General features: G+C 40.2%; 14 protein-coding genes. 9 read left to right on the forward strand and 5 right to left on the reverse strand.

The features are described 5' to 3' along the window. Positions 1 to 318 precede the first annotated feature (318 nt). Both AC2SLT_RS09350 and AC2SLT_RS09355 read right to left on the reverse strand, forming a co-directional pair. Positions 319 to 1,287, reverse strand: coding sequence for a hypothetical protein (locus AC2SLT_RS09350; RefSeq protein WP_486547391.1), 969 nt, complete (start codon positions 1,285 to 1,287; stop codon positions 319 to 321). Positions 1,288 to 1,315: 28 nt separating this feature from the next. Further along, a complete protein-coding gene (locus AC2SLT_RS09355; RefSeq protein WP_486547392.1) occupies positions 1,316 to 1,951 on the reverse strand; it encodes a phosphoribosylanthranilate isomerase in 636 nt (211 codons plus the stop codon). 110 nt (positions 1,952 to 2,061) lie between these two features. Between AC2SLT_RS09355 and AC2SLT_RS09360 the strand changes: the two genes are divergently transcribed. Beyond that, entirely contained in the window at positions 2,062 to 3,675 is a 1,614-nt protein-coding gene (locus AC2SLT_RS09360) for a cryptochrome/photolyase family protein (RefSeq protein ID WP_486547393.1), read from the forward strand. Positions 3,676 to 3,783: 108 nt separating this feature from the next. Here AC2SLT_RS09360 and AC2SLT_RS09365 read toward each other — a convergent pair whose 3' ends face one another. Continuing rightward, positions 3,784 to 4,506: a DUF4230 domain-containing protein gene (locus AC2SLT_RS09365; protein ID WP_486547394.1), complete on the reverse strand. Its 723-nt coding sequence runs from the start codon at positions 4,504 to 4,506 to the stop codon at positions 3,784 to 3,786. Between the two features lie 535 nt (positions 4,507 to 5,041). Between AC2SLT_RS09365 and AC2SLT_RS09370 the strand changes: the two genes are divergently transcribed. From AC2SLT_RS09370 to AC2SLT_RS09385, 4 genes are all read left to right on the forward strand, one after another. Next, entirely contained in the window at positions 5,042 to 6,757 is a 1,716-nt protein-coding gene (locus AC2SLT_RS09370; RefSeq protein WP_486547395.1) for a proline--tRNA ligase, read from the forward strand. Positions 6,758 to 7,188: 431 nt separating this feature from the next. Next, positions 7,189 to 7,842, forward strand: coding sequence for a potassium channel family protein (locus tag AC2SLT_RS09375; protein ID WP_486547396.1), 654 nt, complete (start codon positions 7,189 to 7,191; stop codon positions 7,840 to 7,842). Between the two features lie 59 nt (positions 7,843 to 7,901). After that, positions 7,902 to 9,227 carry a TrkH family potassium uptake protein gene (locus AC2SLT_RS09380; RefSeq protein ID WP_486547397.1) on the forward strand — a complete coding sequence of 442 codons (1,326 nt, stop codon included), beginning with the start codon at positions 7,902 to 7,904 and terminating at the stop codon, positions 9,225 to 9,227. 125 nt (positions 9,228 to 9,352) lie between these two features. After that, positions 9,353 to 9,925, forward strand: coding sequence for a DUF3124 domain-containing protein (locus AC2SLT_RS09385; RefSeq protein ID WP_486547398.1), 573 nt, complete (start codon positions 9,353 to 9,355; stop codon positions 9,923 to 9,925). A 151-nt stretch (positions 9,926 to 10,076) separates the two neighbouring features. Here the strand turns inward: AC2SLT_RS09385 and AC2SLT_RS09390 are convergent, their stop codons facing one another. Further along, positions 10,077 to 11,948 carry a calcium-binding protein gene (locus AC2SLT_RS09390; RefSeq protein ID WP_486547399.1) on the reverse strand — a complete coding sequence of 624 codons (1,872 nt, stop codon included), beginning with the start codon at positions 11,946 to 11,948 and terminating at the stop codon, positions 10,077 to 10,079. A 1,240-nt stretch (positions 11,949 to 13,188) separates the two neighbouring features. Between AC2SLT_RS09390 and AC2SLT_RS09395 the strand changes: the two genes are divergently transcribed. The 4 genes from AC2SLT_RS09395 (at position 13,189) to AC2SLT_RS09410 (ending at position 17,722) form a co-directional block, all read left to right on the forward strand. Continuing rightward, positions 13,189 to 14,259: a siderophore ABC transporter substrate-binding protein gene (locus AC2SLT_RS09395; protein ID WP_486547400.1), complete on the forward strand. Its 1,071-nt coding sequence runs from the start codon at positions 13,189 to 13,191 to the stop codon at positions 14,257 to 14,259. 249 nt (positions 14,260 to 14,508) lie between these two features. Further along, positions 14,509 to 15,576 (forward strand): ABC transporter permease, encoded by a 1,068-nt coding sequence (locus AC2SLT_RS09400; protein WP_486547401.1) that lies wholly within the window; start codon positions 14,509 to 14,511, stop codon positions 15,574 to 15,576. A 93-nt stretch (positions 15,577 to 15,669) separates the two neighbouring features. Next, positions 15,670 to 16,803 (forward strand): iron chelate uptake ABC transporter family permease subunit, encoded by a 1,134-nt coding sequence (locus tag AC2SLT_RS09405; protein WP_486547402.1) that lies wholly within the window; start codon positions 15,670 to 15,672, stop codon positions 16,801 to 16,803. Positions 16,804 to 16,960: 157 nt separating this feature from the next. Continuing rightward, positions 16,961 to 17,722, forward strand: coding sequence for an iron ABC transporter ATP-binding protein (locus AC2SLT_RS09410; RefSeq protein ID WP_486547403.1), 762 nt, complete (start codon positions 16,961 to 16,963; stop codon positions 17,720 to 17,722). Positions 17,723 to 18,101: 379 nt separating this feature from the next. On the opposite strand, the gene betT is transcribed toward AC2SLT_RS09410, so the two are convergent. Then, entirely contained in the window at positions 18,102 to 20,114 is a 2,013-nt protein-coding gene (betT, locus tag AC2SLT_RS09415) for a choline BCCT transporter BetT (RefSeq protein ID WP_486547404.1), read from the reverse strand. Positions 20,115 to 20,156: the final 42 nt, after the last annotated feature.

Genomic DNA, 20,156 nt, shown 5'->3' on the forward strand with positions numbered 1-20,156 from the left:
CTTATTCCAGCTCCCATTGAAAGCTGTCAATCTGAAAATAATTAACCTTCGTGGGTTCCATTTCATTGAACCCACGCTACACACCTACCTTTATAAGGCTCAATGAGTCCTAATATTTAATCACAATAACATATCGTCAAAACTGTATTTGATGAGCAATAGTTGTAGCGTGTGGTGAAGCGAAGCGTAACCCAAGAATTTTTAGATGCCTCATTAAGCCTTTGCTAAATTAAACCTTCCGTGGGTTCCATTGCATTGCACCCACGCTACATAACCATTTAGTAATGATTGAAAGTTCTTTATTACAACTAAAGCTACTTAGTCATTTTGATTTTGAAAATCTATATCAACCGTACTACCTTTATTAGACTCATAAGTTTCTATATATCTAATTTCAGTATTGCTAAAAGCATCATTTATTTCAAACTCCTCTTCGATATCAACTCCATTTATTTTATTTAAAACTACTCTCAGCAGTTCACTGTTATTTGGAACACCAAAAGTAGAGCTATCCCAGAGAGAATGCTGTAAATAATCCCCGTAGTCCATATTAAAGCTTAATAGCGTTCTACCATTTTTACTAAACGTAATCCTAAAGAATAAATGATTATAAAACATAGTACTAACATTTAGATAAGGAAAGATCCCATACAATAATTGATTAAATAAGTTTAAAGCGTAGTCTATTTTTTGATAGTTTAACTCACCATTTTGTATATCAATAACCCTATCTTCATTTTTATGAGCATCTATAGTAGTTCGGGAAATGACTACTCTGGTTGAGAAACAAACATTATCGACATCAAATCTTTCTATATTTATTTTAGCTTTTTGACCTATATCAGTCAGAGTGACTTCCATCCAAGTTAAGTCATCAATATATTCAAGATTAATGATAAAAACTGGTTGCGGCAAACCCGTTTCGACTCCACCCACTCCTGTAATAATAGCTAATGCATTGTCATCCTGCATATATAGGTAAAAGTTTTCTAAATCAAGCTTGTCTATATTTTCTACATGCTTTATATCTGTATAGAAAACTGGTTTAAATATTTTGGATTTAGGCTCATAAATATAATGAGGCTGTGTGAAGTCTTTGGTTGGTTGAATAGCCTTGTCTGCATGTCCAATATACTGTAGCCAATGGTTGACTAAGGTCTCACAAACTTGCTTGCTCGCTTCATCATAGTCTATCCAAACACTTCCTGATAAATTCATTTTGGACATCTCATCAGCCATTTCTTTTAAGGATATGTCGCAAGATACACTAAAACGTAAAGTTTGCATGATCATCCTATTTATAACAGTGTCTTATTTAGACACTGAAAGCCTTTATAAATGCCCGCATCTTGCCCGAATCTTTAACACCCTTAGCTGACTCAATACCCCCACTGACATCCACCGCTTGAATGGGCAGATTAAGCGTAGCGCCAACATTATTAGGTGTTAATCCCCCTGCAAGAATAATAGGTAAGCTTGCATTATTTGGAATAAGTGACCAATCAAAACGCTCGCCCGTGCCACCATAACTATCTTTATGATAGGCATCAAGCAAAATACTGCTAGCGCCTGCTTTAGCATAGTCATCAATTTGCGCCCTAATGCTTTCTAAATCATGCGTCTCTTTATTGATTCTAAGCGCTTTAATCCAACGTTTATTTACCTTACTGGATAACTGTTGGCACTCCTCGGCAGTCTCATCACCATGAAACTGAATCACATCAAACGGAACAGTAGCCGCCAATTCAACAAGCTCCTCCTTACCCATATTGACAACCAAAGCAACGACACTGACAAACGCAGGCAAATGCTTAATGAGATCTTTGGCATGCTCAGGGGTAATGGCTCGTGGACTCGGCGGATAAAATACAAAGCCTAACGCATCTGCGCCAAGCATAACCGCATTTTTAATATCCTCGAGGCGGGTAAATCCACAAAATTTGACCTGCATAGTTTTATAAAATCCTTAAAACAACATTTTTACTAAAGTCAGTTAGCTAAATACTGCTTATCCTAGCATATATTGAATCATTATTAGCATTACTCGCTGAAGGTTAGTTTATGACGTCTTATGTGCCTACTATTGAACCAATTATTAAACCAAAAAAATATTTGATGTGGTTTCGCCGTGACCTACGTATCCATGATAATACTGCTTTAACAATGTTGTTTGATGACGTTAACCAAATCTTAAGCAATGACATCAATGAATCAGTACCGCCAATTTTAGCCGTATATACGATAACGCCTAAGCAATGGCTTGAGCATGATATGTCATTGGTGCAAATGGACTTTATTTTTAGAACCTTAAAGCAACTCGCCAAAAATTTGTTTAACAAGCTAGGCATACCCTTACAACTTATAAACTCAGATAGTTTTACACATAGCGTTAATGCTATTGAAGAGCTTTGTATTGCGCAATCTATCACTCATGTCTTTGCCAATATCGAATATGAAAGTAATGAACAGGTAAGAGACAGCCTATTAGACAAGCTGCTTAATAAACATAACATAAAATTTAGCCGCTACCCTGACCAATGTATCTTGCCGCCGAACACGATTAAGACTGGCGATGATACTATGTACAAAGTCTTCACCCCCTTTTATAAAAAATGGCAGTCTATTTTAGAGGCAAGTCCTGTTCAGGTATATCCTGCTCCCGTTCCTGTTAATAAAACTACTACATCTAGTGACGATGAACATTTAGTAATGCTATTGCAAACCATTGATAGTTACCATAAGCAAACCGTTGAGCTATTTAAGCTATATTATGGAATAAAACAATCTACTGTTGACGCTTTACTTAAAAATACTTATGAAGATTATCCGGCAGGCGAAAGCCAAGCACAAAAGCGACTTAATGAGTTCGTCAAAGAAGATATTGGCAATTACAATACTGCTCGAGATAAGCCTGCTTTAATGGCAACCAGCCAAATGTCAGCATACTTGACCATTGGCAGCATTAGCGCACGAGTGTGTTATCAACGGGCAAATAAATTGCTTAATGTGTTCAGCCAAGCAGATTCAAAGGGAGAATCAGAAACTTCCCAGACCGATATCGAACGCTGGATTAGTGAGCTGGCTTGGCGTGATTTCTATCGTCATGTCATCAGTTATCGCCCCGACATCGTAAAAGGTAGCGCTTATAAAATAGTTACAGATAAAAAAGTTGAGTGGTCTTATGATAGTGATGACTTCAAAAAATGGTGTGAGGGCAGAACGGGTGTACCCATAGTAGATGCCGCAATGCGATGCCTTAATGCGACTGGCTTTATGCACAATAGATTACGCATGGTGACAGCGATGTTTTTGACCAAAGATTTGTTAATTGATTGGCGATTGGGTGAACGCTACTTTATGCAACGTTTAATTGACGGTGATTTTGCGTCAAATAATGGAGGTTGGCAATGGAGTGCCTCTACAGGGGTTGATGCGTCGCCTTATTTTCGAATTATGAATCCGTTTAGTCAAGCTAAGACGCATGATGAAAAAGCTATTTTTATCAAAACTTGGCTTCCAGAGCTCAGAGACATGCCACCCACAATATTGCATGATGAATCCAAATTTAGACAAGCCTTAAGCAGTCAAGGCAAGTTTGCCAATGTCGACTACCCTCAACCGATGGTAGAACATAAGCAAGCCCGCCTTTATGCGCTTGAACAGTTCAAAAAATGAACCGTTCAAAAAATCAACCGTTTAAAAAATGAACCGTTTAAAAAATAAGCATTTAGAGGCTGAAGGATGACGTTATAGTCACCATATCAAACTTAGTTCTTAAATGGCTTAATCGGTTGGCTGGCAAGCCCCTGCCCCCTGCGTGGTTACCGTGACTTTGGCACCAGTCATTGCAAAGAGGTTTTCCATTTGCGTTTTGGCATTGGTTTCCGCTTGTTGCATCACCCCATCAGCACAGGCACGCTTTAGCACTTCTTGCTTGGCACTGGCTTGTGCTTGCTCTAAGATTTTTGGCTCAGCTTTTACCATCCCAAAGAAGCCGCCGGCTTCCCAGTCATATACTTCAACATCATCAAGATATACGCTAAAAATTTCAGCGGGCGGTAAGGTAATCATCAGATCTGGCATTAGAGTAATCGGTGTATTGTCATTACCCGATATAGCCGCTTCATTTTTTGCCGCTTCAATCTGCTCTTCAGTCGGCTCCGAAACCTTTACCATCTCAGGACTTAGCTCGCTTAAATCAACGCCCGCTACGACTCGACCCCGTGCAATAAACAAGCCTTTTTGCTCATCCTGCCATAGCCGTTGCCACGTACCCTGTTGTTCACTGGTGATCACCGTATCGACATTGTAGGCGACAGTCTCTAGCCGATTCAGCTGTTGAATTTTGGAAATAACCCCCTCACGACTGACGGTTTGAATCTGTGGCGTTTTATCTTGAATATACTGCCGCCAAAGCATGACACTCACGATAATGAGAGTGATTAACAAAACAAGTTTTAACCATATACCGTTACTTTGAGCCTTATTTTGAGTCGAATTATTCATAGTTTGTCTTCATTGAAGTGGTCATTAATAGTTTAATATGAGACGAAGTATTATTAAGAAGTATTATTAAAAGGTTAGCGACTTAAACTCGCCACGTTTATAACTGTAGTATTTCTAGCGCTCGCTTGCCTTATCTCGCTTATTTAGGTTGACTGACTATTACAATATAGTCAATAAGCTCATATTTGTCTGCTATTTTAAGTTACAGATTTGAGGAGTCATTTTAGAGGCTTATTTTAAGTATCGCTGACGCCTAAACTTATCTATCTAAGGTTATTTTGAACTAAATTCACAAAGTGGTAAAAAAAGGATTGCGTCATCACGCGAGTTTACCTAACATAGGCAAGTTATAGCGACTAATTTTGAGTGACACCGTAAGATGAATTTTTTAATGGGTTAACGGTCATCAAGGTCAGTATATTATCAGTGATAATTTGCGAATGTTCCACACGCCCTATTCTTTTGTTTAACTGTTTTATTTAATTCTTTTGTTTCACCCTTTTTAAATTACACATTGAGTAAAGTTGAGTCAGTTATGAGAGCCAGCCAGTTTTTGTTTGCTACCCTAAAAGAAACCCCTAACGATGCCGATATCGCATCAAGTCAGTTAATGGTTAGAGCCGGTTTGATCCGTAAACTCGCCTCTGGTCTTTATGTATGGTTACCCATGGGGCTGAAGGTGTTGCAAAAAGTTGAAAAAATTGTGCGTGAAGAGATGCAAAATATCGGGGCACAAGAAGTTTATATGCCAATGACTCAGCCCGCAGAATTGTGGCAGGAGTCAGGACGCTTTGAGGACTATGGTCCAGAGCTTCTTCGCTTCAAAGACCGTCATAATCGCGACTTTGTATTGGGACCCACTCACGAAGAAGTCATTACCGATTTAGCCCGTGGTGAATTACGCAGCTATAAACAGTTACCGGTTACTTTTTTCCAGATTCAAAGTAAGTTCCGTGATGAAATTCGTCCTCGCTTTGGCATCATGCGGGCTCGTGAATTCACTATGAAAGATGCTTACTCTTTCCATGTCGATCAAGCCTCTTTAGAGACGACTTATCAACAAATGTATGAGGCGTATAGCCGTATCTTTAGTCGCTTGGGTCTTAACTTCCGTGCGGTATTGGCGGATACAGGATCAATCGGTGGCTCAGCCTCGCATGAGTTCCATGTACTGGCAGGTAGTGGTGAAGATGCCATTGCCTTCTCTGACAGCTCAGACTTTGCGGCGAACGTTGAGTTAGCAGAAGCGATTTGCCATGATGAGCGCCCTGCGCCTTCTCAAAATCGTCAAGATGTGGACACGCCAAATATGCAGACTTGTGAAGCGGTTGCCGAGCATTTAAACGTGCCATTATCGCAAACGGTTAAAACCCTCATCGTAAAAGGTCAAACTGCTGAAGGTGAAGAGCATTTAGTAGCCCTAGTACTACGTGGCGATCATACCTTAAATGATATTAAAGCGGAAAAAATCGCTGAAGTAGCCACGCCTCTTACCTTTGCCACTGAAGAAGAAATGAAACAAGCGGGTCTACATAAGGGCTATATCGGTGTTGATCTTGATATGCCCGTATTTGTCGATCGTGCGGCGGCAGCATTGGCAGATTTTGTCTCTGGTGCCAATAAGCCAAATATGCATACCACCGGTATGAACTGGGATCGGGATGCGACCATTACTCAAGTAGTTGATATACGGAACGTAGTGGATGGCGATGCTTCTCCTGATGGTCATGGCACGTTAAGTATCAAACGTGGTATCGAAGTGGGTCATATCTTCCAGTTGGGTGATAAATACTCAAAAGCCCTAAACTGCACAGTGATGGGTGAGACGGGCAAACCTGTCACGCTTATGATGGGCTGTTATGGTATCGGTGTCAGTCGAATCATTGCTGCCGCTATTGAGCAAAACCATGATGAGAACGGTATTATTTGGCCAAAGACGCCTGATATTCAAGACTCTATCGCTCCTTTTGATATCGCTATTGTACCGATGAAGTCGAAAGAAGACACGGTGATGAATACTGCAGAAGCATTATACGAAGAGCTAAAAGCCAAAGGGCTGAATGTGATTCTTGATGATCGTAATGAGCGTCCTGGTGTGAAGTTCGCAGATCTTGAGCTAATAGGTATCCCGCATCGTATTGTAGTCTCTGATCGCAACTTAGGTGATGACAAATATGAATATGTGGATCGTCGTGATGGTGAAAAGCAGTTACTCAGTCGTGATGACGTTATCGCGAAAGTCAGTTCATGATACGATGCTTCGCTAAAAGCTCTCAGTGATAAATTATTCATCGTTTAAAGGCTTAAGTACACTACTAAGCCTGTGTTCTTAAGTTAAATAAGAGCCTCTATCTGGTATATAGTTACCCTTTTGCTATTAAAGGGACTAAATCGCCGATAGAGGTTTTTTTTTGGCAGATCTTTTTATAAAAAGTTGTATGCAGAAATGCTCGTTTTATATAAAGCACTTGTTTTATATAAATAGTATTATTTATTGTTTCTTTTAGTTGTGAATATAAACATAACTTTTCTAATTGAATGGGTTTAGGAGTATAATTATTACCCATTTATTTGTGGGCACTGACAATCATCTGGCATACAAAAATCCGTATTTAAGATAATATCAGTATGACCTAATACAAGTAATTTAATACCAGCTCCTAAATATAAACTGAGGTGACTATGCAATTTGCTGTTATAGGATTAGGCGTGTTCGGTAGAGCGTGCGCATTTGAGCTACAAAGTTTGGGAAATGAGGTGTTAGGTATTGACTTAGATGAAGATGAAGTCAATAAAGTTAGTGATACCTTGGCGCATTCTGTTATTGCCGATGCCACTGATATTGAGACATTGCAAGAACTCAACCTCAGTCAGTTTGATGGGGTCATCGTAAGTATTGGTGAAGATTTGGAAGCCAGCTTATTGTGTACGCTAAATCTGATTAAATTACCGGTTAAGAACTTGTGGGTAAAAGCTAAGACAGATGCTCATCATGATATTCTCAATAGTCTTGGCGTTAACAATATCATCCATCCTGAACAAGATATGGGTATTCGTATCGCCCAATCTATGGCCTATCCCATGATGAAGCAGTATCTATCACTGGGTAATAAAGAGTATCTGGTACGTATCGATCTACCAGAACATGCGTCCCCCATCAATATCGGTAAAATTAAGTACAAAAACCCTGAAACATCCTTATTACTCATTATTCGTAATGATGATGTGTTTCAAGATTTTACTGATGATATGTATGTTCAATACCCAGATCGTTTAGTCTTTAAAGGCGATGTGAATGATCTTAAAATATTAGCCAAAAAACTATTGTCTATTTAAATAGTTATCTATCTAAATTATTGTCAAAAGAAAGCGTATTGGGTTTAAAAGTAGGTAATATGCCAAAGAAAAGAATGTCTATTTTAACATCACCGCCTATGATTTTGTCAGTAGGATTTCTGGTCGTCATAACCATAGGCACCTGTTTATTAATGCTGCCCGCCTGCTCTATTGAACCCGTTTCATGGCTTAAAGCCGCTTTTACAGCGACATCCGCTGTAACAGTAACAGGTCTCGCAGTTGTGGACACTGCCAACTATACCCGCTTAGGTCAGGTCATTATCGCCTCTCTTATTCAGATAGGTGGACTTGGGTTTATGACCTTTGCGGTCTTTGCATTTATAAGCTTACAACGACGGCTAAATATTGCTGGACAAAAAATAGCGCGTGAAGCATTTGCGGATGCAAGCTTCGGCGATATAACCTCTACTGCAAAATCTGTCATCGCTATTGCATTGACGGTTGAGCTTATAGGATTTATCTTTCTATCACTATTTTTTGCTAAAGAAATGCCCCTATCTGAGGCCCTTTATAGTGGTTTTTTCTATACGATATCAGCATTCAACAATGCAGGCTTCGGCTTAAGTAATGACAACTTGATGCCTTATGTGCATAATGTTGGGATAAATATTACCATCACCTCCCTTATCATTATTGGTGGACTGGGTTTTATTGTCATAAAAGATTTAATTGAAAATAAAAGATGGTCAAAAATAAACGTTAATACCAAGTTAATGCTTGGGGCTACGGCTGCTTTGAATGTAGTTGCATTTGTTTTATTTTGGTTGTTAGAGCATAATAATCCCAATACTATGGGGAATTTTACCTTAGGTGATCAGCTTATTGCCTCTTGGTTTCAAGCTATTACACCTAGAACGGCAGGTTTTAATACCGTACCTGTTGATGGACTCACTGATGCCAGCACCATTTTGACTATATTCTTAATGTTTATTGGTGGCGGTTCAGTATCGACTGCTAGCGGCATTAAAGTAGGTACCTTTGTTATTTTACTACTGACGACTTGGGCTTTTTTACGCCAACGTGATCATGTTACTATTTTTGAGCGTCGTATACCCGATAGACTTGTCAGAAAGTCACTAGCGCTCATTAGCATAACAATGATGTTAATATTTTTAAGTGTGTTTATTCTATCCGTTATTGAGGCGGATCATCCCTTAGAAGATGTTCTTTTTGAAGTGGTATCTGCTTTGAGTACGGTTGGTTTAACGAGAGGCCTGACGACTCGCTTAAGTAATGCAGGTGAAATTGTCATTATGTTTATGATGTTTGCAGGGCGCTTGGGACCGTTGACACTGGCTTATTTAATTGCCATGCCAAGATCTACTCGGGTCAACTATCCAGAAACCAATATATTGGTGGGTTAAATTATCAGGTAATAGATATATCGTTTTACATTTCTAAGAGAGTCTTGAGTTAATGATATTATGATTCAGTCCACTATATAAATGGCCTTGGCTGCTTCTCTGACTATCAGGCCGTAAGGAGTGATATGAAAACCACATCATTATTGGCGACGCTATTGCTATTAAGCGCTGGCTTAGTAGGGTGTAACCCCCCTGAGCGAGATCCAAATATTTTGTACAATGAAGATCATAAGGACCCGATAAAAAAACTTGAAGTCGATATGCCTAAGGGTAATATGGCTTATCAACACCTGTTTTATGTCCCTGTTTATTCAAATATATATGGTGATGAAGAAACTCCTAAAGTTATGTTATCAGCGACTTTGAGCATTCGTAATACCAGCTTAGATAACAGCTTATATGTGACTAGAATTGATTACTATAATACTCAAGGGGATTATGTTCGTCCTTATCTGAATAAATCTATTGAGTTACCGCCTATGGGAACGCTCAACTATATTGTCGAAAAAAATGATGATACAGGCGGTGACGGTGCCAACTTTGTGGTGGCCATCGAAAGCGAAGCGCAAAATGTTTCACCATTAATTGAATCTATTATGGTTGGAACTTTTAGCAATAAAGCGTTTTCATTTAGTAGTAAAGGCGTTGTAATTGAAGACTCAGCTAAAGATGGTTATTTCAATCATACAAAAAATTAGTTACTTTAAGCAGAAATTATTTGAAGCAGAATAGCATCGTTTACTTTTAAAATTTTACGCGACACAAATTCTCTGTGAACACTAAAAAACTCAGCTAATTTGCTGAGTTTTTTATGAAAAAAATTTTAGTATTTAATTTATAAGAGTTTAGTTAAGCGATAACAGAACAGCTTAAAACATCATCGACGTAGCAGTTCTCAACCGTTAAGAAACTCTGATTACCTATTGCCACAGATACATTAGACCCATTTTGAGTCGTTTGAGCACTCAATTGACTCATATCTGAAAACAATTCAGAGGAGAGCTGAAGGGTATCTTGATAGCCAGCATCGTTATTAAAGTCAGCGATTACATCGTTGCCTGATAAGATATCAATGACAAATGTATCATTACCAATGCCGCCAATTAAGATATCATCGCCTGCCCCGCCATTGAGGGTATCATTGCCCTCAGCACCATATAAGCGATCATCACCAGCGAATGCTAAAATCACATCATCACCGCTACCGGCGTGCAACGTATCTGATAGCTCAGTACCGCTAATCATATCATCACCTTCGCGTGCAAAGACAAATTGACCCTCTAGCATATCATTACTGTCGCTACCTTCAATGTGGTCTGAAAACTGAACATCGTTTTTACTAAACCATTTACGAATAGGCTGAGTATTGTCAAGTCCGCTATCAGTGATGGTGTAATTATGGTTGTGGCTCATGAGCTCGCTATTAAAACTCACCGACTCAACATTGTCAGCCTCGACCAGATTGCTGCCATCTTTATCGACGAAGAATAAGGTGTCATCTTCCATCTTAAAGACATCCCAGTCTTTACTACGGCCTTCGATGCGTACTTCATCCACGCCTGTATTACCATCAATATGATCGACACCGTTGCCCGCTTTAATCGTATCGTTACCTGCGCCAGCATCGATATAATCGAAATTTGAGCCACCCGCTATTAAATCATCGTATTGACTACCGACTAGAAAGGCTGACGTACCAAAATGACTAGACGTATGAGAGGCATCATCTTGTACCCACGTTATCGGACGCATCACGGCTGTCAAATCAGCAACAATAACGGTACTGTCTTTTTGGGTATAATCGTAAAATGAAGAGTTTGCAATACGAGTGATAGCATCGGTGGTAAATCCATTGATATGGGCATACCAGCCTGTAGGAATATTTAATAAAGAAAAAATACTCAAATCCCAAATTGGTGACGCATAAACATCATTAAATAACACCACGTTGTCCATGGAGCTGGCGTAGCTCTTATCAGGGTTTACTAAACCAGGTTCACCATCTGCGACCGCTGAGAAGAAGTCTGGCGCATCGCCCGCTGCACGATGGACCACATCATTTTCATAACCGTAATTTAGGACGACGTCGGGATTATCATAGATAACAGGTACGGCAAATGCCATATAATCTGAGTCAGTAAAGAAGCCGTCGGATAACCCTTCACGCTCGGCGGCAATGACGTTAGTCACACCTGCACCCAGACTATAGCCACTTATCAAGACATCACTGCCTGTCAAGTCATTCGCAATGGCATAATCTTTAACGATTTGCAGTATTGGCTCTAACAGCTCTTTACCTTCATGACTGTTTAAGTTTAAATAATCGAGAATATCAGGTAAGTCATTGGTACCCGCTATATTTAGGTTAATACGTACAAGCTTACCACTCTCGTCATACTGACCAAAGATCTTAGCTTGAGGACCTTCTACTGCGGTACCGGTATATAAGCTTTCAATCTTGAAATAGCCTGACTTATCGACTAAGTCATCACTAACCCCTAAATCACTAGGCGTTAACTCACGCCACCCTTCAGGAATGCCGATATCGGTCTTATTGGGAAAGAGGTCACCAGTTATTTTACCTAATCCATTTAGTACATCGTCGCCTGGAATAAATCCTAAGAAACTTGAGGTATTGGTATAGGTAGACAGGCGATTTGCATCGTCTGCTAACTTTTTTGATTCATCACTTGAATAATTTTTATAATCGAACATGGCCATACTATTGTGTCCTTACGTGGTATTGTTTTGATGCGCTATTGTTGACTTTAGTCATTCCATTGAGAGCCATACAATCAAGGTGACTGACATATTGCTACTTTGCAATGTCACTTTAGGATAATGTCGCTTTACTATTTTGAAGGGTAATTGAAGTTGACTAACGTTGATTAAACCTTGGTAAAATGAGCTGCTTAATGAAAAACGTAGTAACATTATTTTAAAAGAAATTTAAAAAAGCGCAATAAATTATGCCTTTTAAACTCATTAAAATCAATAGTTTATTAAAATAATGGGTATTTTGTTAATTCCAGAATAGAATAATAGAAGCTTCTGAAATAGTATTTTTGAAATATAGTAAAAGGATAATTAAAAGTAACTTAATAGATGCAATTTAAGACTATTGAGCTTGATGACTCGATACTTTTATAACTTTCATAACTTTTATAAGTTAACTAGGGTCTGTTGAAACGTACTTGCTCATTTTCAACCCGTGTAACGTACGGGATAGAGCGGGATTTAGCAATAAAATAAATGATTTAAGATCTTAGTGTCATAGTGAGGGCTTAATATAAGCATCATTTGAGCCTCACCTGTGTCGTCCAATATAGTGACAGTTGCTACATAACGTTTTTAAGTTGATATGATTGTCAATACTGGCAGGCATGAGTAAAGTAAGCCGTTTAGCCTTGATTGTAGCGGATATACTTGGTGCAGCACTTGGCAGAGGCGCTTGGGTTAGCTCGTTATCGCGGTAGCAGGAACGAGCTAACACTTAGCGACTCGCCGAGTGCCAACCAAGATAGTAGTGGAAAGCAAGATTAGATATAGTATAAAAGCTCTAAAATTATGTACGGCAACTGTCTTTAACACTCCTTGGGTTACGCTTCGCTTCACCAAACGTGACAACTATTGCTCATTAAAATGCAGTTTTGACTATATCCTCCCGACATACTGACGAATTATCAAGACATACTGGCTTTAAATTAAAACCATAAACCAAACCCATACACTAAATGTTTAAACTTGTCTAAATACGAACAATTATCATTTGTTTTTTAATTAAAAAAGCGTATCATAGTCATCTTAAAAACCAATTATTAGAGATAACCTATTCATTCAAAAGGGTTTTACAGGTTATTAAACGTCAAAGCGTGGCGTATTTAGAATATGATTACCTAGCCCTTTCAATAGATACCTAGCCCTTTTCAATAGATAATAATAGACAGATAAGCGAGATTTTATGTTTAATTCATTATCCCTACCTAACACTTTTCCAAAAACCAAGCTGGCATTACTCTCGTTATTCATCAGCGGCGCTCTATTAGGCTGCTCACCTCAAGACTCTGCCAATGACTCAGGTGCTGAACAAACGACTGCGACTGAGAAAACGGCTGCGACTGAGCAAAGCGCCACTGAGTCAGCACAAACTCCTGACAACACAGCGGCTACCAACAGCGCTGAGGTCACGATTGACACTGCTCGTGGTGATGTGAAGCTGCCTGCCAATCCAAGACCTCTTGTTGTCTATGATATGACTTTGATGCAAGATTTGGCCGCCCTTGATATCGCGGTAGATGGACTCCCTGAGAATCTACACTTAGACAACTTCAAGGCTGCCAATGCCCCAGAAAGCACCAATGTAGGCACTATATTTGAGCCTAATATGGAAGTGCTCAACCAGATGCAGCCGCAAGCTATCTTAATCGGCTCACGCATGGCTGAGAAGTATGACATCTTAAGTAAAATGGCGCCTACGCTAGATCTCACTATAGATACTGAAAACATGTATGAGTCTAGCCGCCAACGTCTAGCTGACTTAGGTAGACTGTTTAACAAAAAAGACAAAGCACAGCAGTTGCAACAAGATATTGACCAAGCCATAGACCGTGCTAAAGCTGCCAGTGAGGGCAAAGGAAACGGTCTGGTAATAATGGTTAATGGCAATAAACTCTCTGCCTATGGCGAAGGGTCACGCTTTGGCTTTATTCATAATGAATTTGGTATCCCAGCAGCCGACACCCATATTGAACAAGCACCTCACGGTCAACCGGTATCCTTTGAGTACATTCAAAAAGTAGATCCAGATTGGTTATTTGTACTCGATAGAACCGCCGCTATTGGTGAGGAAGGTGTCGGAGCAAATGTGGTATTAGACAACCCCTTAATACATCAAACCAAGGCTTGGAAAAACAACCACATCGTCTACTTAAGTCCGGATTCATACTTAGCCTTTGGCGGCTACTATCAATGGATGAATGATGCCAAAATCGTGGCCGATCAATTAAGCAAAGCCGATAAACTGGCCGATTAAGCCTTATCATACCCACTCTTAAAAATGACCTATCGAGAAAGGTACAAACCCTATAAATAATAGGCTCATAGTAAGCTTAATGAGCCTAACAAATCTAACAAGGATAGGTCGTTTTAGAGAACACTTTATAGGAACGGTATACGTTATTAGGCTATTTTTATTCATTATTTATGGCTCAAAATATGGTTCGAAACTTATAACTAATCGCTATAGATATGGCAAATTTCAAAACGGATAAGTTTGACGCCTATGTTTAAAAGCTCAGCGTTTAAAAGCTCAGCCACATCCTCATTTTCGGAAGATTCGTCTAGGCCAGCGTGGTTATCCCCTGCAATACTCAATACCTTGAGTGTTTGTTTGTTAGCAGGCTTGGTGTTACTCAGCGTGTCTTTGGGTGTGGCTGATTTTACATGGCAGGGGCTGTGGCAAGTATTAACGCAGCATAATTCGGGTAATGACTTGCAGCTGTTATTGATCAGTCGCCTACCCCGTACCATCGCCATTATCCTGACTGGTGCATCATTGGCCGTCGCTGGAATGATATTACAAGTGGTGTTAAAAAATCGCTTTGTCGATCCCTCAATGGTGGGTGCTACTCAAAGTGCAGGATTGGGGTTATTGGTGGTCAGCTTACTCATGCCTGCCAGTAGTCTGTTTAGTAAGATGCTAATCGCAACGGTGTGTGCCATCTTCGGAATGGTGCTATTTATGCGACTTATTAAGTTCTTGCCTGCGACAGACCTGTTAATGGTGCCGTTAGTCGGTATTGTGTTTGGCGGTATTATTGAAGCGGTAACCACCTTTATCGCCTACCAGACTGAGTCGTTACAACTGTTATCGGTTTGGCGCTTTGGCGACTTCTCTACCATTTTAGCGGGTCGCTATGAGCTGCTATATCTCACTGGCATTTTGGCCTTTATTGCCTATCTATTGGCCGACAAACTGACCATTGTTGGATTGGGAGATGCTATAGCCATTAATCTAGGGGTCAATCAGCGCGTCGTCATTTGGTTTGTTATTTTAACAGTAGCTATGATTAGTGCAGTGGTCGTGGTCACAGTGGGCGCCATTCCTTTTGTAGGCTTGGTGGTTCCCAATATTATTAGTCAACTAATGGGCGATCGATTACGGCGCTGTTTGCCTGCGGTTGCCCTTTTTGGCGCTAGCATGGTACTGCTGTGTGATATTTTGGGCCGTAGTATTCGCTACCCATTTGAGATACCCGTTGCGACCATTTTTGGGGTACTGGGAGCCGTGGTCTTTCTATGGTTACTACTCCGAAATCCTAAACCTAAAAAAGTTAACATCCATTCTTAATAATTATTCAGCTCGGCTTATAACAACCGTCAAAACCATAACAATATTCAATCGTTACTGTTCTATCCCTTTTATTTAAGCGCTAAGTCGATTATGAACCTACATAAGCAAGCTATCACTAAGCCAGATTCAGTATCAGATTCAGCAGACGACTCCTGCGATACAACGACTTCTCCCTCGTTTCAATTTTCAAAGCCTAAACGCACAAAGCCGAGTAAGACAGTTACATCAGACTCGGCGCAGATACTGCCACTGCCGTCTCAAAGTCTTTGGACGAAGCCAGTATGTTTCGGATTAGTCGCACTGATAGTAAGCTGTGTGTTATTTATGACGCTCAATGCGCACGGTAATTGGGACTTTATACTGCCCTTTCGCGGTCAAAAATTACTGGCTTTGATGATTGTCGGCTATTGTATTGGCGTCTCTACCTTGCTGTTTCAAAGCTTAACTCACAACCCCATTTTGACGCCTGCCTTGTTAGGGTTTGATGCATTATACGTTTTGATTCAAAGTCTACTGGTATTCTTTTTGGGGTCGTTCAATATATTCTCGACTCAGCCTTTGTTGAAATTCGGATTAGAAGTAGTGCTGATGGTCGGCGCGTCATTATTACTATTTAAACTATTATTTAAGCGCTCGCAGCAGTCGTTATCTCAACTGATACTGGTCGGTATCGTATTTGGCGTTCTATTTAGAAGTTTATCCAGTTTAATCGCGCGTATGATTAGCCCTGAAGACTTTGTGGTGGTACAAGCAGCGAGTTTTGCTCAGTTTAATACCATCAATACAATCTTAATGTGGTTCAGTCTGGCGGTATGTTTTATCAGTGCTGTGATTATTTGGCGGTGGCGCTATCAGGCAGATGTACTGATGCTCGGTCGCGCGAATGCCATCAACTTAGGGATAGATTATCCTGCGCTCACTTTGAAATTACTGGTCATTATTGCCGTATTGGTCGCAACTGCCACTGCTTTCGTTGGTCCTATCGTATTTCTAGGGCTATTGGTATGTGCCTTAACCAATCGCATTAGTCGCTCCATGCATCACAGTGAGCGAATTTTATTGGTCAGCATAGTCGCCATGACCTGTCTAATTTTAGGTCAAACGATCTTTGAGCAAATATTAGGGATGGCTGGCGTTTTATCTGTTGTTATCGAGCTATTGGGCGGTATTGTATTTATTGCGTTGATTCTTAAACAGTACCCTAAAAAGAACCTAAAAATGTAATGAGTTCTAAACATCTAATTTTATTTTTAAATCATCCTAACTTTAGCTTATTACTTATAACTTATAACTTATAACTTAAAACTGCAGGCTGTTAATTTAAAAAACTCCCGCACCCTAGCTTGTGTAACCTATTGATCCTGACAACCGAAATGAACTTATGATTACACTTAAAAATATTCGTCACCATATTGATGGTCAAGTCATCTTAGACGATATCAATCTGACTTTAAAGAACAACCAAGTGATTGCGCTAATCGGACCAAATGGTGCAGGTAAATCCACATTGTTCAATGTCATGTCACGTATACAGACCCTTCAAAGCGGGTCAGTCCAATTCGGCGACCATGACATTCGCCATACTGATAGTAAGACCCTCGCCAAAACGGTGGCTATATTGGCACAAAGCAATCATTTACAAGGACGTTTACGGGTTGCAGAGCTGTTGATGTTCGGTAGATACCCTTATCATCAAGGGCGACCCACTGAAGCGGATCACTTAAAAATAGCAGAAGTGATTGAACAGTTTGAACTACAGCCTTTGGCGCAGCGTTATCTATCTACCCTCTCTGGTGGGCAACAACAACGCGTGTTAATTGCAATGATTGTCTGTCAAGATACCCCTTATCTGCTGTTAGACGAACCCTTAAACAATCTCGATATGTATCATTCCGGTCAGTTAATGCGCGCATTAAGGGCGCTTGCGCATGAGCAGCAAAAAACGGTGGTCATTGTCTTACACGATATCAATCAAGCCGCCCAATTTGCTGACACTGTGGTCATGATGAAAGCTGGCAAAGTAGTCAAAACAGGTCATCCTGTTAACGTATTGACCCAAGATACCATTAAGGACTTATACGGAGTTAATGCCACTGTCCTGCAGCACAATGGGTATCCCGTGGTGGTGGATAGTCGAGTTTAAGGCGGTTGCAGTTAGCGATCTTGCAGATCAATGATTTATTTATAATGTACTCATGATGTATGTATGGGCTGATTAACTATACACTACTTAGTCATTCATCTAACCGAGACTTAACAGGATAGGTTGCTTTAAAGAAAAGGTATTATTTTATACTCCGTTCTCAACTTATTAAAACTCATTGTAGGCTGGGGCTTGTAGCCCAGCTAATCAAAACCTTTAATCAAAATACTGGGCTAAAGCCACAGCCTACGTTAAGAGTTTAGAGTGAGGTATTTTATAGAAAAGGCAACATTGTTTAGAAAAGGTCTTAAGTTTAAAAAAGCGTACTCTCAACAGAGTACGCTTGTAGTTAATAGCAGCAGAATAATAACATTCTCAATTAACGTTCAAGATGCAGATACTGCATGTGACGTTCATATTGATTTAATATATCGACCAACACTTGCTCTTTGGTATAGCCTACTAAATCATATTCTTGAGAGCCTTCACCTAAAAACACTTCGGCACGATAATAGTATTCAGCCTGCTTGGTCGAGCTTGATAGCATAAAGCTTGGCCTTTCCGCTTTGACCAAATAGACATCATAGAGGAAATCATCTTCAGTACCATGACCGACTTTAAGACTTAAGCCTTCAAAGCCTACCGACCCGTCATGTTCTATTAACGTCGTAGCCAGTCCACCACTATCTAACTCAGAACGAACCTCTTGCATGGCTGGTAACACGATATTTTGTAAAAACCTTTGTACTTGTTGTTTATCAGGGAAGCTCACAATACGTTGTAATCTAGCTTTCCACGTTTTGCCATTATTGAGCACACTGGCAGTCCCCACTGCACTTGCCTTACGCTTGTTACCCTCTTCTTTAAGTGACTTCCACATCGCTATCATATAAAGCACTAAGATAATTGAGAACGGTAATCCAGCCATAACAGAAACAGATTGTAGTGAGGTGAATCCACCTGCAAACAATAAGCCTAGGGTGATCAACCCTGTAGCGGCTGCCCAAAATAGTCGCAACCAAACGGGTGCATCCGCATCATTGGTCAGACCTCTCGAGCTTAAGTTAGATAAAACTAAAGCCCCTGAGTCGGCAGAGGTCACAAAGAAAACCAGCCCAATAATAACACCGGCAAAAGATAGAATATCGCTAAATGGAAAATATTCAAATAGTGCAAATAAACCCATAGGCGCATTATTTACCGCAATTTCACCAAGCTCAGTTGCGCCATTATTCACCAAATCAATCGCTGAGTTACCAAAGATTGAGAACCATGCGAAAATAAAGCCTAACGGAATGAACATCACCCCAAACACAAATTCTCGCAGCGTCCGTCCACGACTAATACGCGCAATAAACAATCCAACAAAGGGCGCCCAAGCGACCCACCATGCCCAAAAGAAAATCGTCCACCATGATTTCCATTCTGCACCTGCATCACCCTCATAAGCATAAACATCAAAGGTCTTAGCCACTACAGTTTGGAAATAATCGCCTATATTTTGGGTAAATGTATTTAATAAATATACTGTATTACCCATAAACAAAATGGCAAGTAATAACAGTAACGCCGTAATCATATTGAACTCAGACAATCGGCGTACACCGCGCTCAACCCCAGTCATTGCAGACAACCCCGCCACGATAATGACTGAAATAATAATTAAACTTTGTACTGTTTTACTATCGGCAATACCAAATACGTGTGTCAAACCCGCATTAGCCTGTAGAACCCCGATACCCAAACTGGTAGCAATGCCCATCAAGGTACACACCACACCAAAGGTATCGACGCCATCGCCTAGCCAGCCTTTGACCAATCTTTCGCCAAATATTGGCGTCAATGCTGAGCGCAAAGCCAAAGGCATATTTTTACGATACGCAAAATAGGCTAAGGTCATGCCAATTAATGCATAGATACCCCAACCATGTAGTCCCCAATGAAGGAAGGTCTGAGGCAATGCTTGACGCATGGCTTCAGCACTTTCAGGCGTTAACCCACTATGAGGTGTCAGATAATGCATCAAAGGTTCTGAGGCGCCAAAAAAAAGCAGGTCAATACCAATACCTGCTGAAAATAACATGGCGGCCCACGTCAGAAATGGAAACTGTGCCTTTTCATGGTCTTGACCTAGCTTGATATCGCCATAGCGTGACAGGCCAACAAATAGGGAAAATATACTATATGCAGCGACGACGAGCATGTAATACCAACCTAGGCTATTAGATACCCAGCTCATACTGGCACTTAATAAAGCTTCACTATATTTAGGAAAAGAAATTGTCCAAATGATCAGTAAAATCGAGATAATCGCAGAACCAATAAAGACGGTCTTATTTAAACTTAAGACCTGTTTATGATCGGTCAAATCCTTTGAAGGAGAGCTATTCATGAAAGACCTCAGTTATGACTGTTTTAATCCGTTAATAAAAAT

The sequence above is a fragment of the Psychrobacter sp. CX18 genome (assembly GCF_057396215.1).